The sequence below is a fragment of the Chryseolinea lacunae genome (assembly GCF_016735595.1).
Lineage (GTDB): Bacteria > Bacteroidota > Bacteroidia > Cytophagales > Cyclobacteriaceae > Chryseolinea > Chryseolinea lacunae.
The window spans coordinates 82,179-101,800 of sequence record NZ_JAERRB010000015.1; the positions used below are offsets into that span (position 1 = coordinate 82,179).

A 19,622-nucleotide genomic window follows, 5' to 3' on the forward strand; every position below is an offset into this window, starting at 1 on the left:
GGCGGCCTTTTTTTGTGGGTGGAAAGTGTTTCCTATTTGGAATCTCGATGTGCGGCAAAAAAGTGATGTTGGCCGGTGCAAACCCGGAGGGTGTTATTGGGTTGGGATGGCCGTTTGCAGAAGTTACGCAGGGAGTTAGTATCTTTACTTTTCTACTTTCTTCAACGGCATGCAACCTCACCGGAACGCGCAGCTCATCTTCAGTTTCCTGATTGTCTTCACGGCTGTTTTGCATACACCCGGCCTTGCCCAAACCCGCGCCATCGCACGTTGGAAACTGGCGTTGGAGGCGGCGCAACAACCCGAAGAAAAAGCCGACTATTGTTATCAGCTGGCCGAGGCGTTATACAGTCACAACCTGGAAGACGGCTTGGCCTATGCGCAGCAATCGCTTCAGTGGGCTCAGGATGGGGACTATAAAAAGGGAGAGGCACAGGCGTTAACATCCTTGGGAAAATATTATTTCTTCCGGGGCGACATGGTTGCGGCCGGGCAGCACTACCGAAAGGCACTGGCGCTTGCCGCGGGAAAGAATTGGGATGAGTATCCAGCCAAGACCTACCTCCGCCTCAACACCCTGCACCGCGTGATGGCGAATTTTGATTCTGCCCGTTTCTATCTCGACAAAACCGAACCCCTGCTGGCGCAACGCGCACCCGATGCGTTGGTGTCCAGTCTGTGGGAAAACCGGGGCTTGCTGGCCAACGCGTTTGCTCACAACGACGAAGCCCTAGTGTGGCTGAAACGCGCCGCCCGTCTCAACCAAAGCCTGCGCGACAGCGTGAGGCTGGCCGATGTGTGGCGGGCGATCGGTGCTGTGTTCAAAGACATGTCGTCAAACGATTCTTCGTTTTATTATTACGACAAGGCCGAAGCCCTGGCCGTGAAAGTGAACGATCCGGTCATCCTCATGCTGCTGAACCTGAACCGTGGCGAGACTAATTTTTCTACGGGCGCGTTCGAAAAGTCGATTCAAAACTATACGACCGCCGTCAACCTGTTGAAGGATCACAACTATAGCCTGTATTATGGCATCGCCTTGTTCAAGATCGGAGAGGTTCACGAAAACGAGGGCTCCTATCACACGGCCTATGAATATTTCTACAATGCGATCAAGGAATACGAACGCATCAATGCCCGCCAGGAAATTCAGCGGACCTACACACAAATCGGGTGGTGTTATGTGTACCAGGACAATTTCAGCCAGGCCATGGAAAATGCGCAACATTCGCTGGCCATCGCGCAACAAATCGGCGACTCGGCCAGCATTGGGCAGAACCAGAACCTGGTGGGCTACATTCACTACAAGACCAAAAAATATGACGACGCCCTCGCGTCATTCGAGCAAGCCATTACCATTCGCAAGAAAATAAAAGACTGGTATGGCTATGGGTTTTCACTATACAACTCTGCGCTCACCTATCTCGAATTGCATCAATACCCCAAAGCACACGCATTGTTTCTGGAATCCATAGAAGTGGATAAGCGAGTGGGCAAGAAGATCGGTATTTTGTTCACCAGCAACACATTGGGGTTGCAATATGCCAAGGAGAGAAACTTCGCCTTGTCGGCCCACTATCTGGCGGAAGCCAATGCGCTGGCAAAATCAATTCCGGTAACCACACAGTTGCTCAGCAACTATCAGAATTATATCTACCTCTATGAGGCAAAAAACGATCAGCGCAATGTCATTGTTTATTACAAGCTTTTTACGAAACTGAAAGACAGCCTGAACAATGAAATCAACGCCGGTCGCATAGCCAAAGCCGACGCGTTGTTCCAATTGCAAAAGAAGGCGAACGAAATTTTGCTGATGAACAAAGAGAGCGAATTGCAGCAGGACAGGATACGCATTCAACAGCGCGAGATCGTGTTTCAGCGGATGGTGATCGGTCTGGGCATCGTGGGCATTCTCATTCTTGGGATAGTGATCTTTGTTATCTACAGGTTGTTCCGCGCCAACAAAAAGTCGAAGGAACAACTGCACAAACAAAACTCCGAAATCATAGAACAGAAAGAAGAGATACAGGCACAGTCGGAAGAGCTTCAGGAGTCGAATGAAAAACTGTATGCGCTCAATGCAACGTTGAGCGAGAAGAACGAGGAAATCGAGATGCAGTCGGAAAAATTGAAAGTGGCCAACGACGCCCTCGAAGACGTGAACAACTCATTGGAAAAAAGGGTTGACGACCGCACCAGGGAACTGAACAAGGCCTATCACGAACTGGAAACATTTTTCTATCACACCTCGCACGACTTCCGCAGACCACTCACTACCTATCTGGGTTTGGTAGAACTGGCCAACGCGACGCTCACCGACCAACAAGCGCTGTATTTATTCGACAAGATAAAACAAACCACCATCGGGCTGGACAGCATGTTGATGAAACTGCAATCTATCAGCAATGTGAACTATCATGACCTGGAGGCCGCGGTTGACCTGGAGCCGTTGCTGAAAGCCTGCGTTGCCAAGTTTGGCGACGACATCGACTGCAAGCAGATCGCAGTGTCGGTGAGCACCACGGCGAAACACGTGCAGTCCAACCCATTCCTGCTCACGGTTATTGTGGAAAACCTGGTGGACAATGCCATCCAGTTCAGCCATCCCCAAAATCCACAACTCACGGTGCTTGCCCGGGCCGTGAGCGATGGCGTGGAAATTTTGGTGAGCGACAACGGGCAGGGAATCGATGATCGGTTGAAGCCCCGTATCTTTGAAATGTACTACCGCGCCAACGCGTCGTCAAAGGGCAACGGGTTGGGGCTGTACATTGTGAAGCGGGCGGTAGAAAAGATCGGGGGCACCATTTCGTTCACCAGTGTGCTGCATCAGGGCTCGTGCTTCACCGTGAAGGTGCCGTCGAAAAAGGGTTAGGCCTCCTGTATCATCTTGCGAAACAGGGCCAGGTCTTTCTTCATGGCGGCGATCACTTCTTCTTTGGGTTTTGTCAGTGTCGTCCCGCCATTCTCAGCGCCTCCCAAATCATATTCATAGTGAAGCGATGCCGGCACGCGCACACCGTAGCGTTTCAGCAATGCAAAATATTTTTTGAAATCGATCAGGCCTTCGCCAACCGGGGTGGTTTGGGATGCCCACTTGCCGTCTTTCTTTGTCCACTGAAAATCTTTGAGGTCTATGGACCGGATGTAGGGCGCGATCAGCTTCAGGCCCGTAGACCAGGCGTTAAACCCTTCCACGCTGGCGTGCATGATGTCATACTGCGACCCGAGCCATGCAGAGTTCACCTCGGCCAGCACGCGCTGCAAATCCCAGATGGCGGCACCGAAGTATGTGCCGGAGTGGTTTTGATATTCTCCTGAGATGCCATACTTCTCATTGAGTTGTGCCAACGCTTTGAGTGTGTCGCGTTTTGTTTTCAGATCGTCGTCGATGGTTTTTTTGTCGTCGTAGCTGAGCCAACCCATGCGGTAGTGGCGGATGCCCAGCGCGCTGGCGGTCTTCAGGATCTTTTCGGTGTGCGGTTCGTCGGCGGCCCCGATGGCCGTTGTCATCATATAAACTTTCAGGCCGGCTTTCTGGACGGCTTCTACAGCCTTGGGCAAGTCGGTTTCCACATTTTCAGGAAGCACGTGACCCAGCGGGCGAACGGTGAGATCAACACCATCGAAACCTATTTCAGCAGCGGTCTTTGCCATGGCCGTATAGTCGAGCCATTGAAGATTCTTTGAGAAGATGCTTATCTTAAATGCTTCGTCTGCTTTTGGCACAGGCCGTGCGGGTGAGCTGTGTTTTTCCGGTGCAGCGGTTGCTTGCAGGGTGGACGTGATGCCGGCCGTGGCCATGAGCGATTGTGCGATGAAGTTTCGTCGTGCTATTTTCATGTGATGAAAATAGCAAGTTTAAAATGAAATGCGAAAGGTGTCGGGATGACGCGGTGTAAAGTTTTTTGTGATGACAGGAGAATTTGCTGCCGGTGACCACTCAACCTTTGTATTGACTGATGAAATAAAATAATCCACCGTCCCGGCTTCGTTGAAGATTTTTTGATGAGAAACACTGGGCGACTGTCTCCTGAGAACGAAGACGGGTCTGTGACGTAGCGATCAACCTAATCCAGAATACATGAAACCGGGCATCAAGCTTTGTATTGCACTAGTGTTAGTCACCCTCCATGCGGCCGCCGGCGACCTTGCTGATTTTCAAAAGCATTTCAGAATTTTGCCACACCCCCAGAAGATCGAACTGCTGACGGGTGCAGGCCTGAGCGCTACAACGCTCCGGGGATTTTACCTGGCCAACGGTGGCGAACGCCCCATCCTGCCAACGGCGCTGGCGGGCCTGCCGTTGCGAAAAACGGGAGGGGCAGGCATGTTGACATTGAAACTGCAACCCGACCTGGCGCTGCCCTCGGATGAAGGGTATGTGCTGGAAATTTCCGGCGGGCAAGCAACCATCCTGGGTCGGCAAAATGTGGGATTGTTCTATGGCCTCCAAACGCTAGGACAACTGCTGGAAGATGCCCGCGATCAGCAACTGGAAATTCCTGCGTGCCGCATCACCGACTATCCCGAGATCGCCTACCGCGCCATTCACCTCGACATGAAACACCACCTGGAAGCAGGACATTATTATTATAGTATCATCGACCGCCTGGCCAGCATAAAAGTGAATGCCATCATCATCGAATTTGAAGACAAGCTTCGTTACCGGAAAGCACCGCTGGTCGGCGCCGCCAACGCCATCTCTATTGAAGAGTTTGCCGCCATCAGTCAGTATGCACACGAGCGGCATGTAGAGATCAGTCCGTTGGTGCAAGGACTTGGTCATGCGTCGTTCATTTTGAAACATGAGGCTTATGCAAAGCTGCGTGACGACCCCGCATCCGACTGGGTGTTTGATCCGCTGAACCCCGAAACCTACGATGTACAGTTTGCTTTATACGAAGATGCCATGAAGGCAACACCCTATGGAAAATACCTGCACGTGGGAGGCGATGAAGTGGGATCGTTGGGAAAATCAGAACGCAACAAACAGTCGGGCATGAAGCCGTTGGAGCTTCAAATGTTGTGGCTGAAAAAAGTAACAGACTTTGCCGTGGCACACAATCGTATTCCCATTTTTTGGGACGACATGGTGTTCAAGCTCGCCGACCTTTATGAAACCACATATGACGCCAGCATCCCGGTGGAGCAGGTAAATGCGCGGTGGCAAAACAATCAATCGTTGCTGGAAAAGAACATAGCCTTGTTTCCAAAAACCTGTGTTTACATGCGTTGGAACTACGACGACCCGACGCTTCCCGGAAACCAACGGGCCATCGACTGGTATAACGCGCATGCGTTGAAAGCCATGGCGGCCACCTCAGCCCAACCCATCTACCCGATGCTGCCGCGGAACCAATCAAACTTCAAACCCATCAAAGACTATTGTCGGCTCACATCCGAAAAAAAGATGGCGGGCATTCTCTGCACAGCGTGGGACGATTGCGCTGTGCACTTCGAAACCATCTGGCGCGGTCTCTACGACTTTGGGTTGTTCAGCTGGAACTATGAAGACGTGCCCATGGCCGAAGCGCATGCCGACTTCCGTCAACGTTTCTATTCGCCGGCGCTGGCAGAGCCATCTGCCGATTTTCAGGATGCTTTGGAAGACGCGCTGAAGTTTTGGGAAACAGCTTTGTTGAAAGAGGGCGATCGCGACAACTATCACAAAGATTTTAAACTGGTGGATCTTCCGGACGCAAAGAAGCCGGGCGCGTGGAGTGCGGCCTACAAAACAAAACTGGACGGTGCCCGGCAGGCGGTTCAGAAATACACCGTTATCCAGGACAAAATCAGGAAGGCGCAGGAAGTGACCAACCGAAACCAATATGCGCTCGACGTGATGGAACAGATCAACACTCTGCAGATCTTTTCGGCGCGGCAATTGATTTTGCTGGAACAGCTTGACAAAGCCCCGGCCAACCAACGCAAAGCCGTCGCGGCGCAATTGATGGCCTACACAAAAAGTTTTGAAGCGGTGCGGAAGCAGTTCGAGAAGGTGTATGGTGAAACCCGCATACTCGGCAATCCGGAAGGTTATCAGCTCGATTCCAATTTTCACCATCACCTGGCCAACGGTACCAACAACACCGACTGGATGTATGTGTATGAGTTGGCTATGAATAAGAAAGTGGAAGAGTGGCTTTCACGTCAGGCGTTGACAAACGACTAAACCCCAGGTCTATCATGATTCGTATTTTTTTATTGCTTGTTGTGTTGTCGGTAGGGCTGCACGCATGCCGTCCTGTAGAGAAAGCCGCTCCCCAAAGCGAAACACCGGCGTGGACAAAACTTGGTCCCGGCGGTGGCGGCGCAACCTATATCCCTACCTTTTCATACGACACGCCGGAACATTTCCTGGTGCGCTGCGACATGACCGGTTCCTACCTGACACGCGATGGTGGCGCGTCGTATGCACAATTCAACTATCCCAACGGCGCCTCATCCTATGCCTACGATCCCAACAACCCGAACACGATCTACATCGGCGCATCGGCGTTGCATCGTTCCACCGACGGGGGCACGACCTGGGAACAGATCTTTCCCGCGAAAGCGGATGTGGTTCGCGAAACGTTCATGGACGACCATGCCAACTATACCCTGGAAGCAAAAGACACTACGCTCTACAATAAGAAGTATGGAAGAATCAACGCCATCCACGTTGACCCGCGAAACTCGGCAGCACTCTATTTCAGCATGGGCCCGCGTTTCTATTATTCGAAAGACGGTGGCAAAACACTGAAGCAAAAAGACCTTGGTGAGCGCATCACCTATATCTATGCCCCAACCGGCGAAGGTGAAAACGATATTCTCATTTTTACAGCAAACACCTCGCACACCTTCACACCTTCGAACGAAGCCTTTCAAAAAACAGACTTACCGGTGGCGATGGTGCCCGCGTTTTCTTTCACCGGAGGCGCAACGGCAAAAGACAAACACACCATTCTGTATGCGTTGCACCACGACGTTCACCAGAAGATTGAGGAAGAGTTTGGGCACAGCGAAGTGTGGCGCTCCGACGACCTTGGCAAAAACTGGAAGCCGATGCTGAATCCCGAATTGATGAACAAGGCGGTCGGTATCAAACCAAGCTACTCCATGATTGCTTGCGCAGAGCGCGATGCCGAAACAACCTACCTCGTGACCAACCGCTATGAAGAAAAGCAGGGCAAGGGAATGATCTATTGGTACGGTGCGCTGAAAACATCTGACGCAGGGAAACATTGGGATTGGGTTTGGAAGGGCGGCGGAGGCTCGGGGCAGTATGGCGTGAAAGATGGAAAGGGTGTGACCAACCTGAAGGATGCGTGGGCCGAAGAAGCGTTTGGAGGAGAATACATCCGCCTGATGGATGTGGGGGTGTATCCAAACGATGGCAACGTGGCCATTGTCACAGACTGGTATCGCACGATGAAAACGGTTGACGGAGGCAAATCGTGGAATGAAATTTACAGCGTCGCGCAGCCCGATGGAACATTCATCAGTCGCGGCATGAACGTGACCACAACCTATGGCGTTCATTTCGATCCCTTCGACAGCAGCCACCTGGCCATCAGCTATACCGACATCGGCTATCATCATTCTTACAACGGTGGCAAAAGCTGGAAACGATCCACGGCAGGGGTACCTGTCGAGTGGATAAACACGTGCTACTGGATGGTGTTTGATCCGGAAGTGAAAGACAAAGTGTGGTCTGTGTGGTCGGGGCTTCATGATTTTCCCAGAGGCAAAATGACGCGTAATCCCAAATGGAAAACCTATGGCAAAGGCGGCGTTTGTGTGTCGCACGACGGAGGCAAAACCTGGACACCCAGCAACGAAGGCATGGGGTTCGATTCGCCCACCACAAGCATTGTGCTCGATCCCACCACTGCGGCCAACCACCGGACACTCTATGCAAGTGTGTATGGCAAAGGCGTTTTTAAATCGACCGACGACGGAAAAACATGGACACTGAAAAACAAGGGCATCGGTGAAAACACCTGCGCATTTGAGTTGACACTTGCAGGCGATGGAACACTATACCTCACCGTGAGCCTGACGCCGATGCACAAGGATGGCAAGAGCGGAAGAGGCTACTACTCCGGCGAAGTCTATCGCTCCACCGACGGCGCCGAAAGCTGGACCAGGTTGCACGTTGCCGACGGCATTTTGTTTCCCAATGGCCTGGACTATGATCGGCAGAATCCAAAGCGACTCTACCTGGCCGGATGGGCAAGCATTGACCTTGCCGATCTGGTGGGCGGTGATGTGGCGCGCGCCACCGGTGGCAACGAAGTGTTGAAGATACCCGGAGGAATTTTTATGTCGGAAGACGGAGGAGATTCATGGATATCGGTTTTTGACAAAGACCAATATGTCTATGATGTCACCGTGGACCCGCATCATCCGGGTCGGCTCTATGCCAACACGTTTAACCAGGCTGCCTATCGCAGCGACGATGCAGGGAAGACCTGGAAGAAAATAAAAGGTTATGATTTTCATTGGGGACAGCGCGCGGTGGTAGACGAAAACAATCCTGAAAAAATTTACCTCACCACGTTTGGCTCCAGTGTGTGGCACGGAATGCCGGTGACGGAATAGATAAACCCGAACATCAACCCTAAAAGCAATCCCATTGGCAATGCGCAACACCTTGCAAACGACCGGATTTATAATGTTGCTGTGCGCTCTCATGGCATGCAGTCGCGACAAGCATACGGTCGAGGTAAAAAATGATACAACAACAAATCCGAATGGACGCAACGACGCCTGGGGATTTGCAGGCTATGGGGGAGGGGGAGCCATGTTCTATCCGGCGGTGAGTCCGTTCAACCCAAACCAGGCACTGGTGGCGTGCGACATGACGGGCTCATTCATCACCCTCAATGGCGGGAAGACGTGGCGCATGTTTAACCTTCGTGGCCCTGTGCATTATTTTGTTTATGACCCGTTGGACTCGAACACGATGTATGCAAACTCCATCGGCCTGTTCAAGAGCAGCGATGGTGGCACCACCTGGAGTTTGCTCTATCCAAACCCCGCAGCGGTGACCGCCTTGATTTCCAAAGGCGACCACGCATCCGAAGAACTTGTGACAAACGACAGCACCCAACGCCATGTGCCTGCCTTTGCCGTTGATCCGGAAGATTCAAAAAAACTCTATGCCGCGATTTCCATTGATAAAGCCATTGGCTTTTACGCTTCGCGTGACGGTGGTTTGCAATGGACAAAGGAAACCGATCTGCCCATCGATGTTAAAAATATCTATGTGGTGCCTGGCACACCACGCAATAGCAGGACGATCTATGTGGCCACCAGTCAGTCTGTTGTTGTGCGGCAGAACGGACACTGGAAGACCAACCCAAGCCCGCAAGGTGTACATGGCCTCACCACATTTTCGGGTGGCTTTGACAAGGCTACTGAAAAATTCGTGCTCTATGCCATTGCCGGAAAATCGTACTTCGATGCAGAAGGCACGGGCTCCGGAATATTCTACACCGACGACGGAGGCGCCACATGGCAAAACCGCGAGTCGGGGTTGTTGAAGTATCAGGTGTCGGCAGCGCCCTTGCCTGAATATAGAACCGTGGCCACAAGTGCTGCACATCCAGAAACTGTATACATTTCCTACAACAGCCTGAAGGTTCACGCCGACACCACCTGCATCGGTGTGGCCCGAAGCGATGACTTTGGAAAGACGTGGACGTTGGCCTGGAAAGACAAACTCACCAAGGGTGGCAACATCGTGTCCGCAAATTTTGAGGAAGAGTGGATCAACAAAAGGTTTGGCCCCACCTGGGGAGAGAATCCATTTTCCATCGGCGTTTCACCCGCTGATCCGTCGGTTTGCTACGCCACTGATTTTGGTCGGACGGTGCGCACCACCGACAAAGGCCGCACATGGCAACAAGTTTACACCAACGAACAACCTAGTGGTGGCTGGACATCGCGCGGGCTTGAAGTGACCACGGGTTATGCCGTGGTGTTTGATCCTTTAGATATGCGCCATGCCTTCATTGCCAACACCGATGTGGGCCTGATGGAAAGTGGCGATGGTGGTGCGAGCTGGCAAAGCGCCACACAAAACAACGGTGTGCCCAAGCGTTGGGCAAACAGCACCTATTGGCTGGCGTTTGATCCGGAGGTGAAGGGGCGCGCGTGGAGTGTGATGAGTTCGACACACGATTTGCCACGACCAAAGATGTGGCGAAGAAACGGCGTGACCGGCTATGAAGGCGGCGTGCTGGTGACGGACGATGCCGGCAAAACATGGCAGCCCGTGAGCCACGACATTGGCGAAGCCGCCATGACACACGTACTCATCGATCCTTCCACCCCGAAAGATTCGCGGACGCTGTATGCCTGCGCGTTTGGAAAGGGCGTGTATAAATCAAAGGACGGCGGCAAACACTGGGAACAGAAAAATGATGGCATCGAAGGCAAAGAACCGTTTGCCTGGCGCATTACACGCCGGGACTCGGATGGCGTCTTATTCCTGGTGGTCTGTCGCAGGGGCGAGAGCGAAACTGTGGGAGGCGAACTGGATGGCGCCCTCTATCGTTCGGACGACGGTGCGGAACATTGGAAAAGAGTTTCGATGCCCGAAGGAACCAATGGCCCCATGAGTCTGACGACGGTGGCGGGCCAACCGCATCGGCTCCTGCTTTCGGCCTGGGGAAGAAACCTGAAAGCACGTTTTGCGGGCGACGAAGGCGGCGGCATTTTCCGCTCCGACGACGATGGCCAGCACTGGACTGCCGTGTTGCCACGCGACCAGCACATCCACGACATCACGTTCGACGCGCGCACCAACATTCACTATGCCTGCGGCTTCAACGGGTCGGCTTATCGATCAGGTGATGAAGGAGCAACCTGGACCCGCATTAAAGGCTACAATTTCAAATGGGGCAAACGCGTAGACCCCGACCCCGCGGACACCTCGCGCATCTACATCGTCACCTTTGGCGGTGGTGTGTGGCACGGCCCCGCGCGTGGCGACACAGACGCCGTGGAAGACATCACGACACCCTTGTTCGGACGGCACTAGTATCATCTTCCGGCCAGAGCCAATCTTTTCTATTCTAATGAAGCCGCGACCCGCGTCCGAAAAAAAAACGGACACGGCGATGAGATTGGTTGTGCCGTAGTCTCTTTTCACTAGAGAGACGCCAACCCAAACGCAGCATGGAACTGTTCAACAACACTGTCAAAGACTATTTGCTGGACGAATCTTTCCAGCGCTGGGTGCTTCATCCGGATGTGGACCGGGAGTCGGTTTGGGATGTGCGGCAGCGCGATCATCCGGAATGTTTTGATGCCATGGAAGAAGCCCGGCTGCTGCTGTTGCAGTGGCACACGTGTGTAGAACAAACCGTAGAGGAAGATGAACAGCAAGTGTGGAGCAAGCTTGCCGCACACCTGGATGAAGACGAGGAAGAAACCTTGTCGTTTTCGAAGCAACCCGAACACAAATCATAACTACCAACAAACCAAAACACAGAACTATGATGGAACGACTACAAAAGACGGGCACCGCATTCCTCCTGGGAATGTTATGCCTGACCGGCTTCACGGCGCAGGCGCACGAACCGCCGCTCGCGAACGCAGGTCGAAGCACGGTGCTGCTCACCTTGGAAAAGCAGATCAGTGGCAAAGTGACTTCCGACGATGGAGAAGCATTGCCCGGCGCCAGCGTGGTGGTGAAAGGAACAGCCATTGGCGTGACCACCGACACCGAAGGTGCATTTCGTTTATCGGTTCCCGACGATGCCGCCGTGCTGGTCGTGTCTTATATCGGCTACGCACCGCAGGAAATTTCCATCGATAACAAAACCGTTATCAACGTTGTGCTTCAGCCCGATGTGGCCACGCTCAACGACGTTGTGGTGGTGGGCTATGGCATTCAACGAAAGAGTGACCTCACCGGTGCCATTGCCACAGTGAAGGGCGACGAACTGGCGCAACTACCTTCGCAGCGTGTGGACCAGGCGTTGCAAGGCCGTGCAGCGGGCGTGATGGTGTTGAACCAGAGCGGTGCCCCCGGCGGAAACACCACCATACGCATTCGCGGCTCAAGCTCCATTCTTGGTGGCAACCAGCCTTTGGTGGTGATCGACGGTTTGCAGGGCGGCGATCTGAATTCACTGAATCCAAACGACGTGGAATCGATGGAGGTGTTGAAAGACGCATCGGCCACGGCCATCTATGGTTCACAAGGCGCGAACGGCGTCATTATCGTGACCACGAAAAAAGGGAAGAAGGGCAGACCCATCATCAACTATAGCTACAACCTGGGGGTTCAAAAACTCCGGAACAAACTTGACCTCATGAACGCCGGTGACTTTGCACGCACCATCAACGATTTCAAAGCCACGCAAAACCAACCCGGCAATGTAGTGATCACCCCAACCCCGGTGTTCAGCCAGAGCGACATTGCGGGCTACGACAAAAACGGCGGCACCGACTGGCAGAACGAAGTTTATCGTTCAGCCCCCATGCAGAATCACCAGTTGTCGGTGAGCGGTGGTGCCGAGAACATTCAATACCTCGTGTCGGGTGGATTTTTAAATCAGAAAGGTATCCTGATCAACTCCGCGTTTCAACGCTTCAGCCTTCGTGCCAACGTGAATGTTGACATCACCAAATGGGCAAGCTTTGGTTTGAGCTGGGCGGGCATCAAGGAAAAAGGAAACACGCCACCGTTTGGTGAAGGATCGGGCATCATCGATCCCCTGGGACAAGTGGTGAGCCTCGCGCCGCGTTGGAGTGCAACGATACCTGTCTATGACGAAATGGGAAATTACAGCAAGCACCCTTCGGGATTTGGAGAACCTAATTCGTGGAACCCGGTGGCCAGCGGTCTGGAACCCCTCGTGGAAAACAACACCATTCGCAACAACATCAATGCCTACCTGGATTTTAAGATCGCAGAAGGCCTAACGTTCCGCGTCACGGGCGGTGCCATCACACGCAACATCGACAACTTCCGCTATCTGAATAAGAACACCTATGCCGGTTATCAGAAAAACGGATTGGGCACGGTGGAGAACAGCATGTACACACGCTATCAGAATTCCAACATTCTCACGTACAATAAGGTGATCGCGCGTCATCACTTCAACATCACGGCGGTGGCAGAACAACAGATCGAACAAACCAAAGGGTCGGTCATCAATGCCAACGATTTCCTGGTGGACCGCTCGGGTGTTTACGATCTTGGTGGTGCAGGCACCGTCACATCAACATCGTATAATACAAAGCGTGTCATCAACTCCTTTCTTGGCCGGGTGAATTATTCCTATGCGGATAAATATCTGTTCACCGCCAGCTACCGTGCCGATGGTTCGTCGGTGTTCGGAGCCAATAACAAATGGGGATATTTTCCGTCGGCATCTGTGGCCTGGAGAATTTCTGAAGAATCATTTCTGCAACCGGTCGATGCCATCACCGACCTGAAGCTGCGCGTCAGCTGGGGTGTGACGGGCAACCAGGCCATTTCGCCTTATGCGTCTCTGTCGCAGATTGTATCGAACACAAACTATCCCTATGCGGGGGGGGATGCAACCAACATCGGCTATGACATTGCGCGTGCAGCCAATCCCAACCTGAAGTGGGAGAGCACTACGCAAACCGATATCGGCCTCGACCTCGGGTTGTTTAATGGTCGCCTCAACCTGAGCGCCGACTACTATGTGAAAACAACCGACGACCTGTTGCTGAGCCGCCAGCTTCCTACCTACACTGGTTTCCCAAACATCATAGACAACGTTGGTTCTACACGCAACAAGGGTATTGAACTGTCGCTGGGTGGCGACCCCCTGGTGGGACCGCTTCGCTGGAACACCAGCATCAACATTTCGGGCAACCGCAGCAAGGTGATCACGTTGTCGGATGCCAACAAGTTGCCTTTCCGTACCACACCCGGCGCGGGCTACGGCATCAGCTCCAACAACAACACGGCCTTGCTCTACCTGCAGGAAGGACAACCTTTCGGACAAATGACCGGCTGGATCACGGAAGGCACCTGGAGCACCGACGAAAAAGACAAAGCCGCAGCGTTCGGTCAACTTCCCGGCGACATCAAATACAAAGACATGAACAACGACGGCTTCATCAACAACCAGGACCTCACCGTGATCGGCAATGCCTTTCCGAAGTTCATCTTTGGCTGGAACAACCGGTTGTCGTTCAAAAACTTTGACCTGAGTTTCCTCATCCAGGGTGTGCAGGGCAACGACCTGTTCAACCTGGGCAGGGTTAGGTTGGAACGTCCGGGCGAAGGCACCAGCACCGCGCTGCTGAATCGCTGGACACCCACAAATCAAAACACCGACGTACCGGCCTTCACGCTGCAAAGCGAACGCAAAGCTGCGGGCCTCGTGAACAAAGTAACAGTGGGCGACAGTCGCGTGAGCCGTTGGCTGGAAGATGCGTCGTATGTGCGGTTGAAGAACATCATGCTGGCCTACAACGTGCCACAGGCTTTGACACAAAAGGTGGGCATGACCCGACTGCGTACCTATGTGTCGGCGCAAAACGTCTTCACCATCACACACTACACCGGCTATGACCCGGAGGTGAGTTCCTTCAATTCGAACGATGCCAACATCGGCGTGGACTTCGGAAGCTATCCAACATCGCGCACGTTTACAGTCGGCATTGATTTAACATTCTAACGGTATGAACATGAAGAAGAAATTCAGTTTCAAAAGATACATCGCGCCGCTGGCGCTGGTGGGTGCACTGGCCTGCCAGGACCTTGAAGAGAAACCTCAGGGGTTTGTGAGCACCGACAATTTCTACGCCACCATCGAACAAGGCGAAGCAGCGCTCACGGCGTCTATGAATGCGCTGTGGGAAGCATGGGCGCCGGGCTATTCGTATGGCTACGGAAATTTTATTTACGACGATCAATTGCTCGATGGCGATATGGTGATCCCCAGTGATTTTGGTGGCTCGCTGTGGGACCAGCACTACAAGGCACTCAATAACGTGAACGGCGTGCTGCGCGCCATCAAGCGCGGCAACTTCGAGGGCATTGCCCAGGATGAGATCGATGGCCTGGAGGCGCAGGCAAGATTCCTGAGAGCCTACAACTACTTCGCTCTTGTGCGATTGTTTGGCGACCTGCCGCTGATCACCGAAGACACCCCAGATCCAGTAATCAGCCCAATCCGGCAGCGAACACCCATTGCCGACGTCTACGAACTTATTGTCAGCGATTTTCAGTATGCGGTGGAAACGCTTCCCCAAAGCTGGCCCGGTGCCCCCGGCAAACCGGCAAAGGCGGCTGCAAAAGGATTGCTCGCGAAAGTGTATCTGACTATGGCCACCTCGCCTCTGAACAAGACCGAGAACTACGCCAAGGCGAGAGACATGGCGGCCGATCTGATGGACGATGGCACAAACTCGCTCATCGAAAATGTGGGCGATGTGTTCAAGCCTGAAAATAAATACGGTCCCGAAGTGATGTGGGGTTTCAACTCAACCTCCGACGATCCCGCCACCGATGCACACATCTGGACACCCGAGATCATGGACGGCTGGGGCGACGCGAGCATCGACCCTACATGGTCGGACGAATGGTTGAAGACACCCGAGCCGCGTCAGGATGCGTATTTGATTCTGGAGTTTGATGGAACGCCCTACACCGAGTTTGACGAGCAACGGCCCTTTGTGAGAAAATTCACAGTGCCCTACATTTCGCAAGACGAATACGAGAACGGCCAGACCACGGCCAACCTCCCCATCATTCGCTACGCCGATGTGTTGCTCATCTATGCAGAAGCAGCCAACATGGCCAACGGTAGCCCTACCCCCGAAGCCTACGAGGCCATCAACCAAGTTCGTCGCCGCGCGCACAACCTTCCGATCAACACACCCGATGCGTCGGTCGACCTCAGTGGTTTGTCGAAAGATCAATTTGATGATGCTGTGATACAGGAAAGAAACGTTGAACTGTCGTTTGAATACGACCGCTGGTTCGACATTATAAGGAAGCGCCTGCTGGTGAAAATAAACACGTTGCCGCATCCCGACTACTTGCCCAATATTACCGACGACGACTACCTGTATCCCATTCCGACCTATGATGCCAGAATCTTAGGCAGTCAGAATCCGGGTTACACAAGCGAATAGTTCTTCAGTAGTGTAGTTTTCAGTTCCCTCTCTGAAAGCCGGCCTTCGCGCTGGTTTTTCAGAGAGGTTTTTTTTGAACATGTTGCAGGCAGCGAAAAGGAATTTGATCGAATGGGTCAAACAAACAAGAACGGATTGCCGGAAGGCACATGCTGTACCTTGATGCCCGGCACCTTGGGTTGAAGAAAGGTGACCAGCCATTCGAGGCCGGGTTCTTCACTGACGGCATGTCCAAGAACAAGTAGCGAAATGGTGTCGCCTTTCAAACGGGCGTCGCGGATGTATTCAGCGGTTTCCCATTCGCTCAGTTCGCCGATGATAAGCAGATCGGGTTTTTCATTTTCAATGCCCTGAATGTGGCTGCGTCCGCCACTGGCCCCGGGGAGGAGCAGGATGCGGCGACAGCTCTGATTGAGATCGCCGATGATTCTCACGGTAGGGATGCCGAGTTTTTGTTTCGCGGTGGCCGCGATGTTTTTCAGCGACAGCCCGGGCAACGTGAACACGTGTGGATTTTTGTCGTCGTAATATTTCTCCCAGCCCAGCGCCGTCATCACCCCCATGCGCACGCCGTCGGGTTGGTGACTGTGGATGTAGTCGTGAAAGCGCCACACGGCGATGTTGTGTTTTTTCAGTAGCGCACTTTTATATTGATAAACCGCGTCGTTCTCCAGCCAGTTGGTTTCGTCGAGGTGGTTATAGAAGGTGGGCTCGTGGGCGATAATAAAATTGGCGCCGGTGGCTACCGCTTTGTTGATCACCTCGATGGTGGCAAACATGGTGGTGACGATGCCCGTCACCTTTTGGTCGGCGCTTCCCGATTTCAGCGTGTCAACGGTCTTGGGGAATGGTGCGCCGGGAATGGTTTTCAGAATCAGGTTCATCACATCGCCAACGGTAAATCCCTCGGGCACCACGGCGGGAAGTCCAGGTGTGGTGGAGTGTCCAGCCAAAGCCTGCGTGCTCACACTGCCGGCCAGTGCAGAAGCACCCAACACCTGAGACACCGTCATTAAAAACTCCCGTCGTCCGGATTGCTTTTTCATAAGTCAAGAATTTTAGAGTGGTTTGAGATAGGCAACCATGGGTCGCCTTCACCAAACTACAAAAAAAATCCCAGCCCGAAAGAAGTGTTTAACCGTGGGCCTCCGGTTTTAAAATTCTCCGCTCACGCCGAATATCCGCTTCCGCGTTTTCCAAAGCCCCTTTGTGAAATCGGGAATCTCTTGCAGTTGGCCCTTCTCCGCGATCGACTTTTCGCTCAGTGGCGTAATGGCATAAAGCGTTGCCAGGTCATAAACATCCAGGGGAAATTCGACGTCGCGTTTGATGCATTCTATGAACGCGTTGTCAACAAAGAAATCCATGCCGCCGTGACCCGACGTGGTAGATTGCGATTCGTATTTTTTCCAGAGAGGATGGTCGTGTTCTTCGATGTATTTCTTTGGATTTTCCCATTCGTGATGCGGGCTCTTGTCGGCAAAATGGATGAAGCCTGCTTCGGCTTCGCCCGAATGAAAGTCCTGCCAGAGACCGTTGGTGCCCTGCACGCGAAAGCCGAGGTTGTAAGGTCGCGGCAACGAGGTGTCGTGGGTAAGCACAATGGTCTCACCGTTTTCGCATTGAAGTTGGGTGGTCACGATGTCGCCTTGTTTGAAAACCGTTTTGGCATTGGGATGGTTGGGGCCGCCCTTCGGACTTTTCACAATGTAGTTGTGAAGGCCGCGCGCTTTCGAAGCGATTGACGATAGCCGTGTGAGACGGTTGCCGCGGTTGATGTCGATCATGGTGGCCACCGGTCCCAGGCCGTGTGTGGGATAGAGTTCGGCGTTTCGATCCACATAGTGTTGTGTTCGCCATCGCGCTTCGCTGAATCCTTTCTCCCCAAAGTCCACACCTTCGTTTTCCGTTTGGCCGTCGGTGAACAGCACGTGTCTGAGATCGTGTTCATAGCCACCTTGCAGGTGCAACAACTCCCCAAACATATCTTTCCGCACCATGTTCAGCACCGCCATGATGTCGCGACGGTAGCAAACATTTTCCAGCATCATGATGGGCGTCTTTGTTTTTTCATGAGTGTTCACAAAGTCCCAGCAGTCCTGGAGCTTCAGCGCACCACACACTTCCATGGCTGTGATCTTTCCGGCTTCCATGGCGTCCACGCCGTGTTGCAGGTGCCACTCCCAGGGCGAGCAAACAAACACCGCGTCGATGTCGGTTCGTTTCAGTAGGTTGCGATAGTCGTAGGGACCATTCGTATATTCTGCCGGCGCTTTCTTTTCGTATTTCTTCACAAGGGCTTGTGCCATGGCCATCATGTTTTTGTCGGGGTCGGCCATGGCCACAATTTCCACGTCGGATCGCTTCAGCAATTCCAGCAGGTGGTCTTGTCCCCGCAGTCCCACGGCGATCATCCCAATCCTGACCTTTGTCTTTTTTTCTTCCGCGAACGAAGGCAACATGGGAAGCGTGAGCAACGACCCTGCAGCCACGGACTGGCGTATGAAATTTCTTCTACTGTAGAGCATACGTTATAGGTTTGTAGTAAATGATTTTATAAGAAAAATTAATCCGACAAGAGGTAGATGCCAATCATGGCCAGCACCATTCCCATGGAAAGTACCGTGCCGGGCACAACGCCATATAATACTAAAGAAAGCACCACGGTGATCAGGGGCGATAGTCCCGTCATGGGCACCACAATGATGGCTTTGCCATAGCGAAGGGCATACACCAGCGTTAGGGCACCAACCGCATTCAACACATGAATCAGGGCCGCGAGGTAAGGACCTTTAAATCCCCAGTTAACGGGTTTAGAAAAGTCCGTCATCAGCAACGCCACCGGGATGAGCAACACCGCCGTGATCATCATGTAGAAGAAGATGCTTTCTGCTTTCATCGTCTCATTCGAAAACTTCATCACATACGCCTGCAATCCCCACAGCACAAATACAATCACGGAGAGGATGAGCCAAGTATAGGTAGACGTGCCTTGTCCTGAGGCCGGTTGGTAGGAGAGGAGAAGGATGGCCACCAGCGAAACAACAATGCCCATCCAATGCTTCCGCGACGCGCGCTCTTTTAATAATGTCATCGACAGAAAAATGGTGAGGATGGGAAACAGGGAAATGAGCGGAAACACAATGTAGGCAGGTCCCTCGCGCAAAGCCTGAAACAAGATTAACTGACCACCCGCACCCAGCAGTCCGATGGCCGAACCAAGAAAAATGGAGCGACCGTCGTGTTCAAGTTTCCAACGGATGAGGTAGAGCGCGACCAGCGAACATGGGATCATGGTCAGTGCCCAGACCGAATACCCCAACGTAGCGGGGAAGCCCACCTTTTCGGGGAGTTCAATAAGCGCACCCCAGATTCCCCAGAACAGCGTGGTGATGAGGGCATAGATCAGCCAGGTCTTCTTTAGCATAAGTAAAACAATGATACGAAAGTATATTGTTTGTTTATGCTTACGAAATAAGAAAAACAAGGAAAAAAGCGCC

11 protein-coding genes are annotated in these 19,622 nt (G+C 52.9%); 7 read left to right on the top strand and 4 right to left on the bottom strand.

Features of this window, described 5'->3' with window-relative positions:
* Positions 1 to 169: 169 nt before the first annotated feature.
* On the top strand, positions 170 to 2,875 hold the full coding sequence (locus tag JI741_RS28875; protein ID WP_202015635.1) for a tetratricopeptide repeat-containing sensor histidine kinase: 2,706 nt from the start codon (positions 170 to 172) through the stop codon (positions 2,873 to 2,875).
* On the opposite strand, the gene JI741_RS28880 is transcribed toward JI741_RS28875, so the two are convergent.
* Positions 2,872 to 3,843 carry a sugar phosphate isomerase/epimerase family protein gene (locus JI741_RS28880; protein WP_202015638.1) on the bottom strand — a complete coding sequence of 324 codons (972 nt, stop codon included), beginning with the start codon at positions 3,841 to 3,843 and terminating at the stop codon, positions 2,872 to 2,874. The genes JI741_RS28875 and JI741_RS28880 overlap by 4 nt on opposite strands.
* Before the next feature lie 241 nt (positions 3,844 to 4,084).
* On the opposite strand from JI741_RS28880, the gene JI741_RS28885 reads away from it, so the two are divergent.
* The 6 genes from JI741_RS28885 to JI741_RS28910 all read left to right on the top strand — a co-directional run bounded on the left by JI741_RS28885 (position 4,085) and on the right by JI741_RS28910 (position 16,122).
* Positions 4,085 to 6,175: a glycoside hydrolase family 20 zincin-like fold domain-containing protein gene (locus tag JI741_RS28885; RefSeq protein WP_202015640.1), complete on the top strand. Its 2,091-nt coding sequence runs from the start codon at positions 4,085 to 4,087 to the stop codon at positions 6,173 to 6,175.
* 14 nt (positions 6,176 to 6,189) lie between these two features.
* A complete protein-coding gene (locus JI741_RS28890) occupies positions 6,190 to 8,586 on the top strand; it encodes a beta propeller repeat protein (RefSeq protein WP_202015643.1) in 2,397 nt (798 codons plus the stop codon).
* A 91-nt stretch (positions 8,587 to 8,677) separates the two neighbouring features.
* The gene (locus JI741_RS28895; RefSeq protein ID WP_202015645.1) at positions 8,678 to 11,032 is read left to right on the top strand and encodes a WD40/YVTN/BNR-like repeat-containing protein; all 2,355 of its coding nucleotides are present in this window, start codon (positions 8,678 to 8,680) and stop codon (positions 11,030 to 11,032) included.
* A 137-nt stretch (positions 11,033 to 11,169) separates the two neighbouring features.
* Positions 11,170 to 11,463, top strand: a complete 294-nt coding sequence (locus JI741_RS28900; protein ID WP_202015646.1) for a hypothetical protein — start codon at positions 11,170 to 11,172, stop codon at positions 11,461 to 11,463.
* Positions 11,464 to 11,489: 26 nt separating this feature from the next.
* Positions 11,490 to 14,660 carry a SusC/RagA family TonB-linked outer membrane protein gene (locus tag JI741_RS28905; protein WP_202015648.1) on the top strand — a complete coding sequence of 1,057 codons (3,171 nt, stop codon included), beginning with the start codon at positions 11,490 to 11,492 and terminating at the stop codon, positions 14,658 to 14,660.
* 10 nt (positions 14,661 to 14,670) lie between these two features.
* Positions 14,671 to 16,122: a RagB/SusD family nutrient uptake outer membrane protein gene (locus tag JI741_RS28910; RefSeq protein WP_202015650.1), complete on the top strand. Its 1,452-nt coding sequence runs from the start codon at positions 14,671 to 14,673 to the stop codon at positions 16,120 to 16,122.
* Positions 16,123 to 16,238: 116 nt separating this feature from the next.
* On the opposite strand, the gene JI741_RS28915 is transcribed toward JI741_RS28910, so the two are convergent.
* The 3 genes from JI741_RS28915 to JI741_RS28925 form a co-directional block, all read right to left on the bottom strand.
* On the bottom strand, positions 16,239 to 17,168 hold the full coding sequence (locus tag JI741_RS28915) for a Nif3-like dinuclear metal center hexameric protein (RefSeq protein WP_202015652.1): 930 nt from the start codon (positions 17,166 to 17,168) through the stop codon (positions 16,239 to 16,241).
* Positions 17,169 to 17,276: 108 nt separating this feature from the next.
* Positions 17,277 to 18,650, bottom strand: coding sequence for a Gfo/Idh/MocA family protein (locus JI741_RS28920; RefSeq protein ID WP_202015654.1), 1,374 nt, complete (start codon positions 18,648 to 18,650; stop codon positions 17,277 to 17,279).
* A gap of 38 nt (positions 18,651 to 18,688) precedes the next feature.
* Positions 18,689 to 19,549, bottom strand: coding sequence for a DMT family transporter (locus tag JI741_RS28925; RefSeq protein WP_202015656.1), 861 nt, complete (start codon positions 19,547 to 19,549; stop codon positions 18,689 to 18,691).
* Between the last annotated feature and the right edge of the window lie 73 nt (positions 19,550 to 19,622).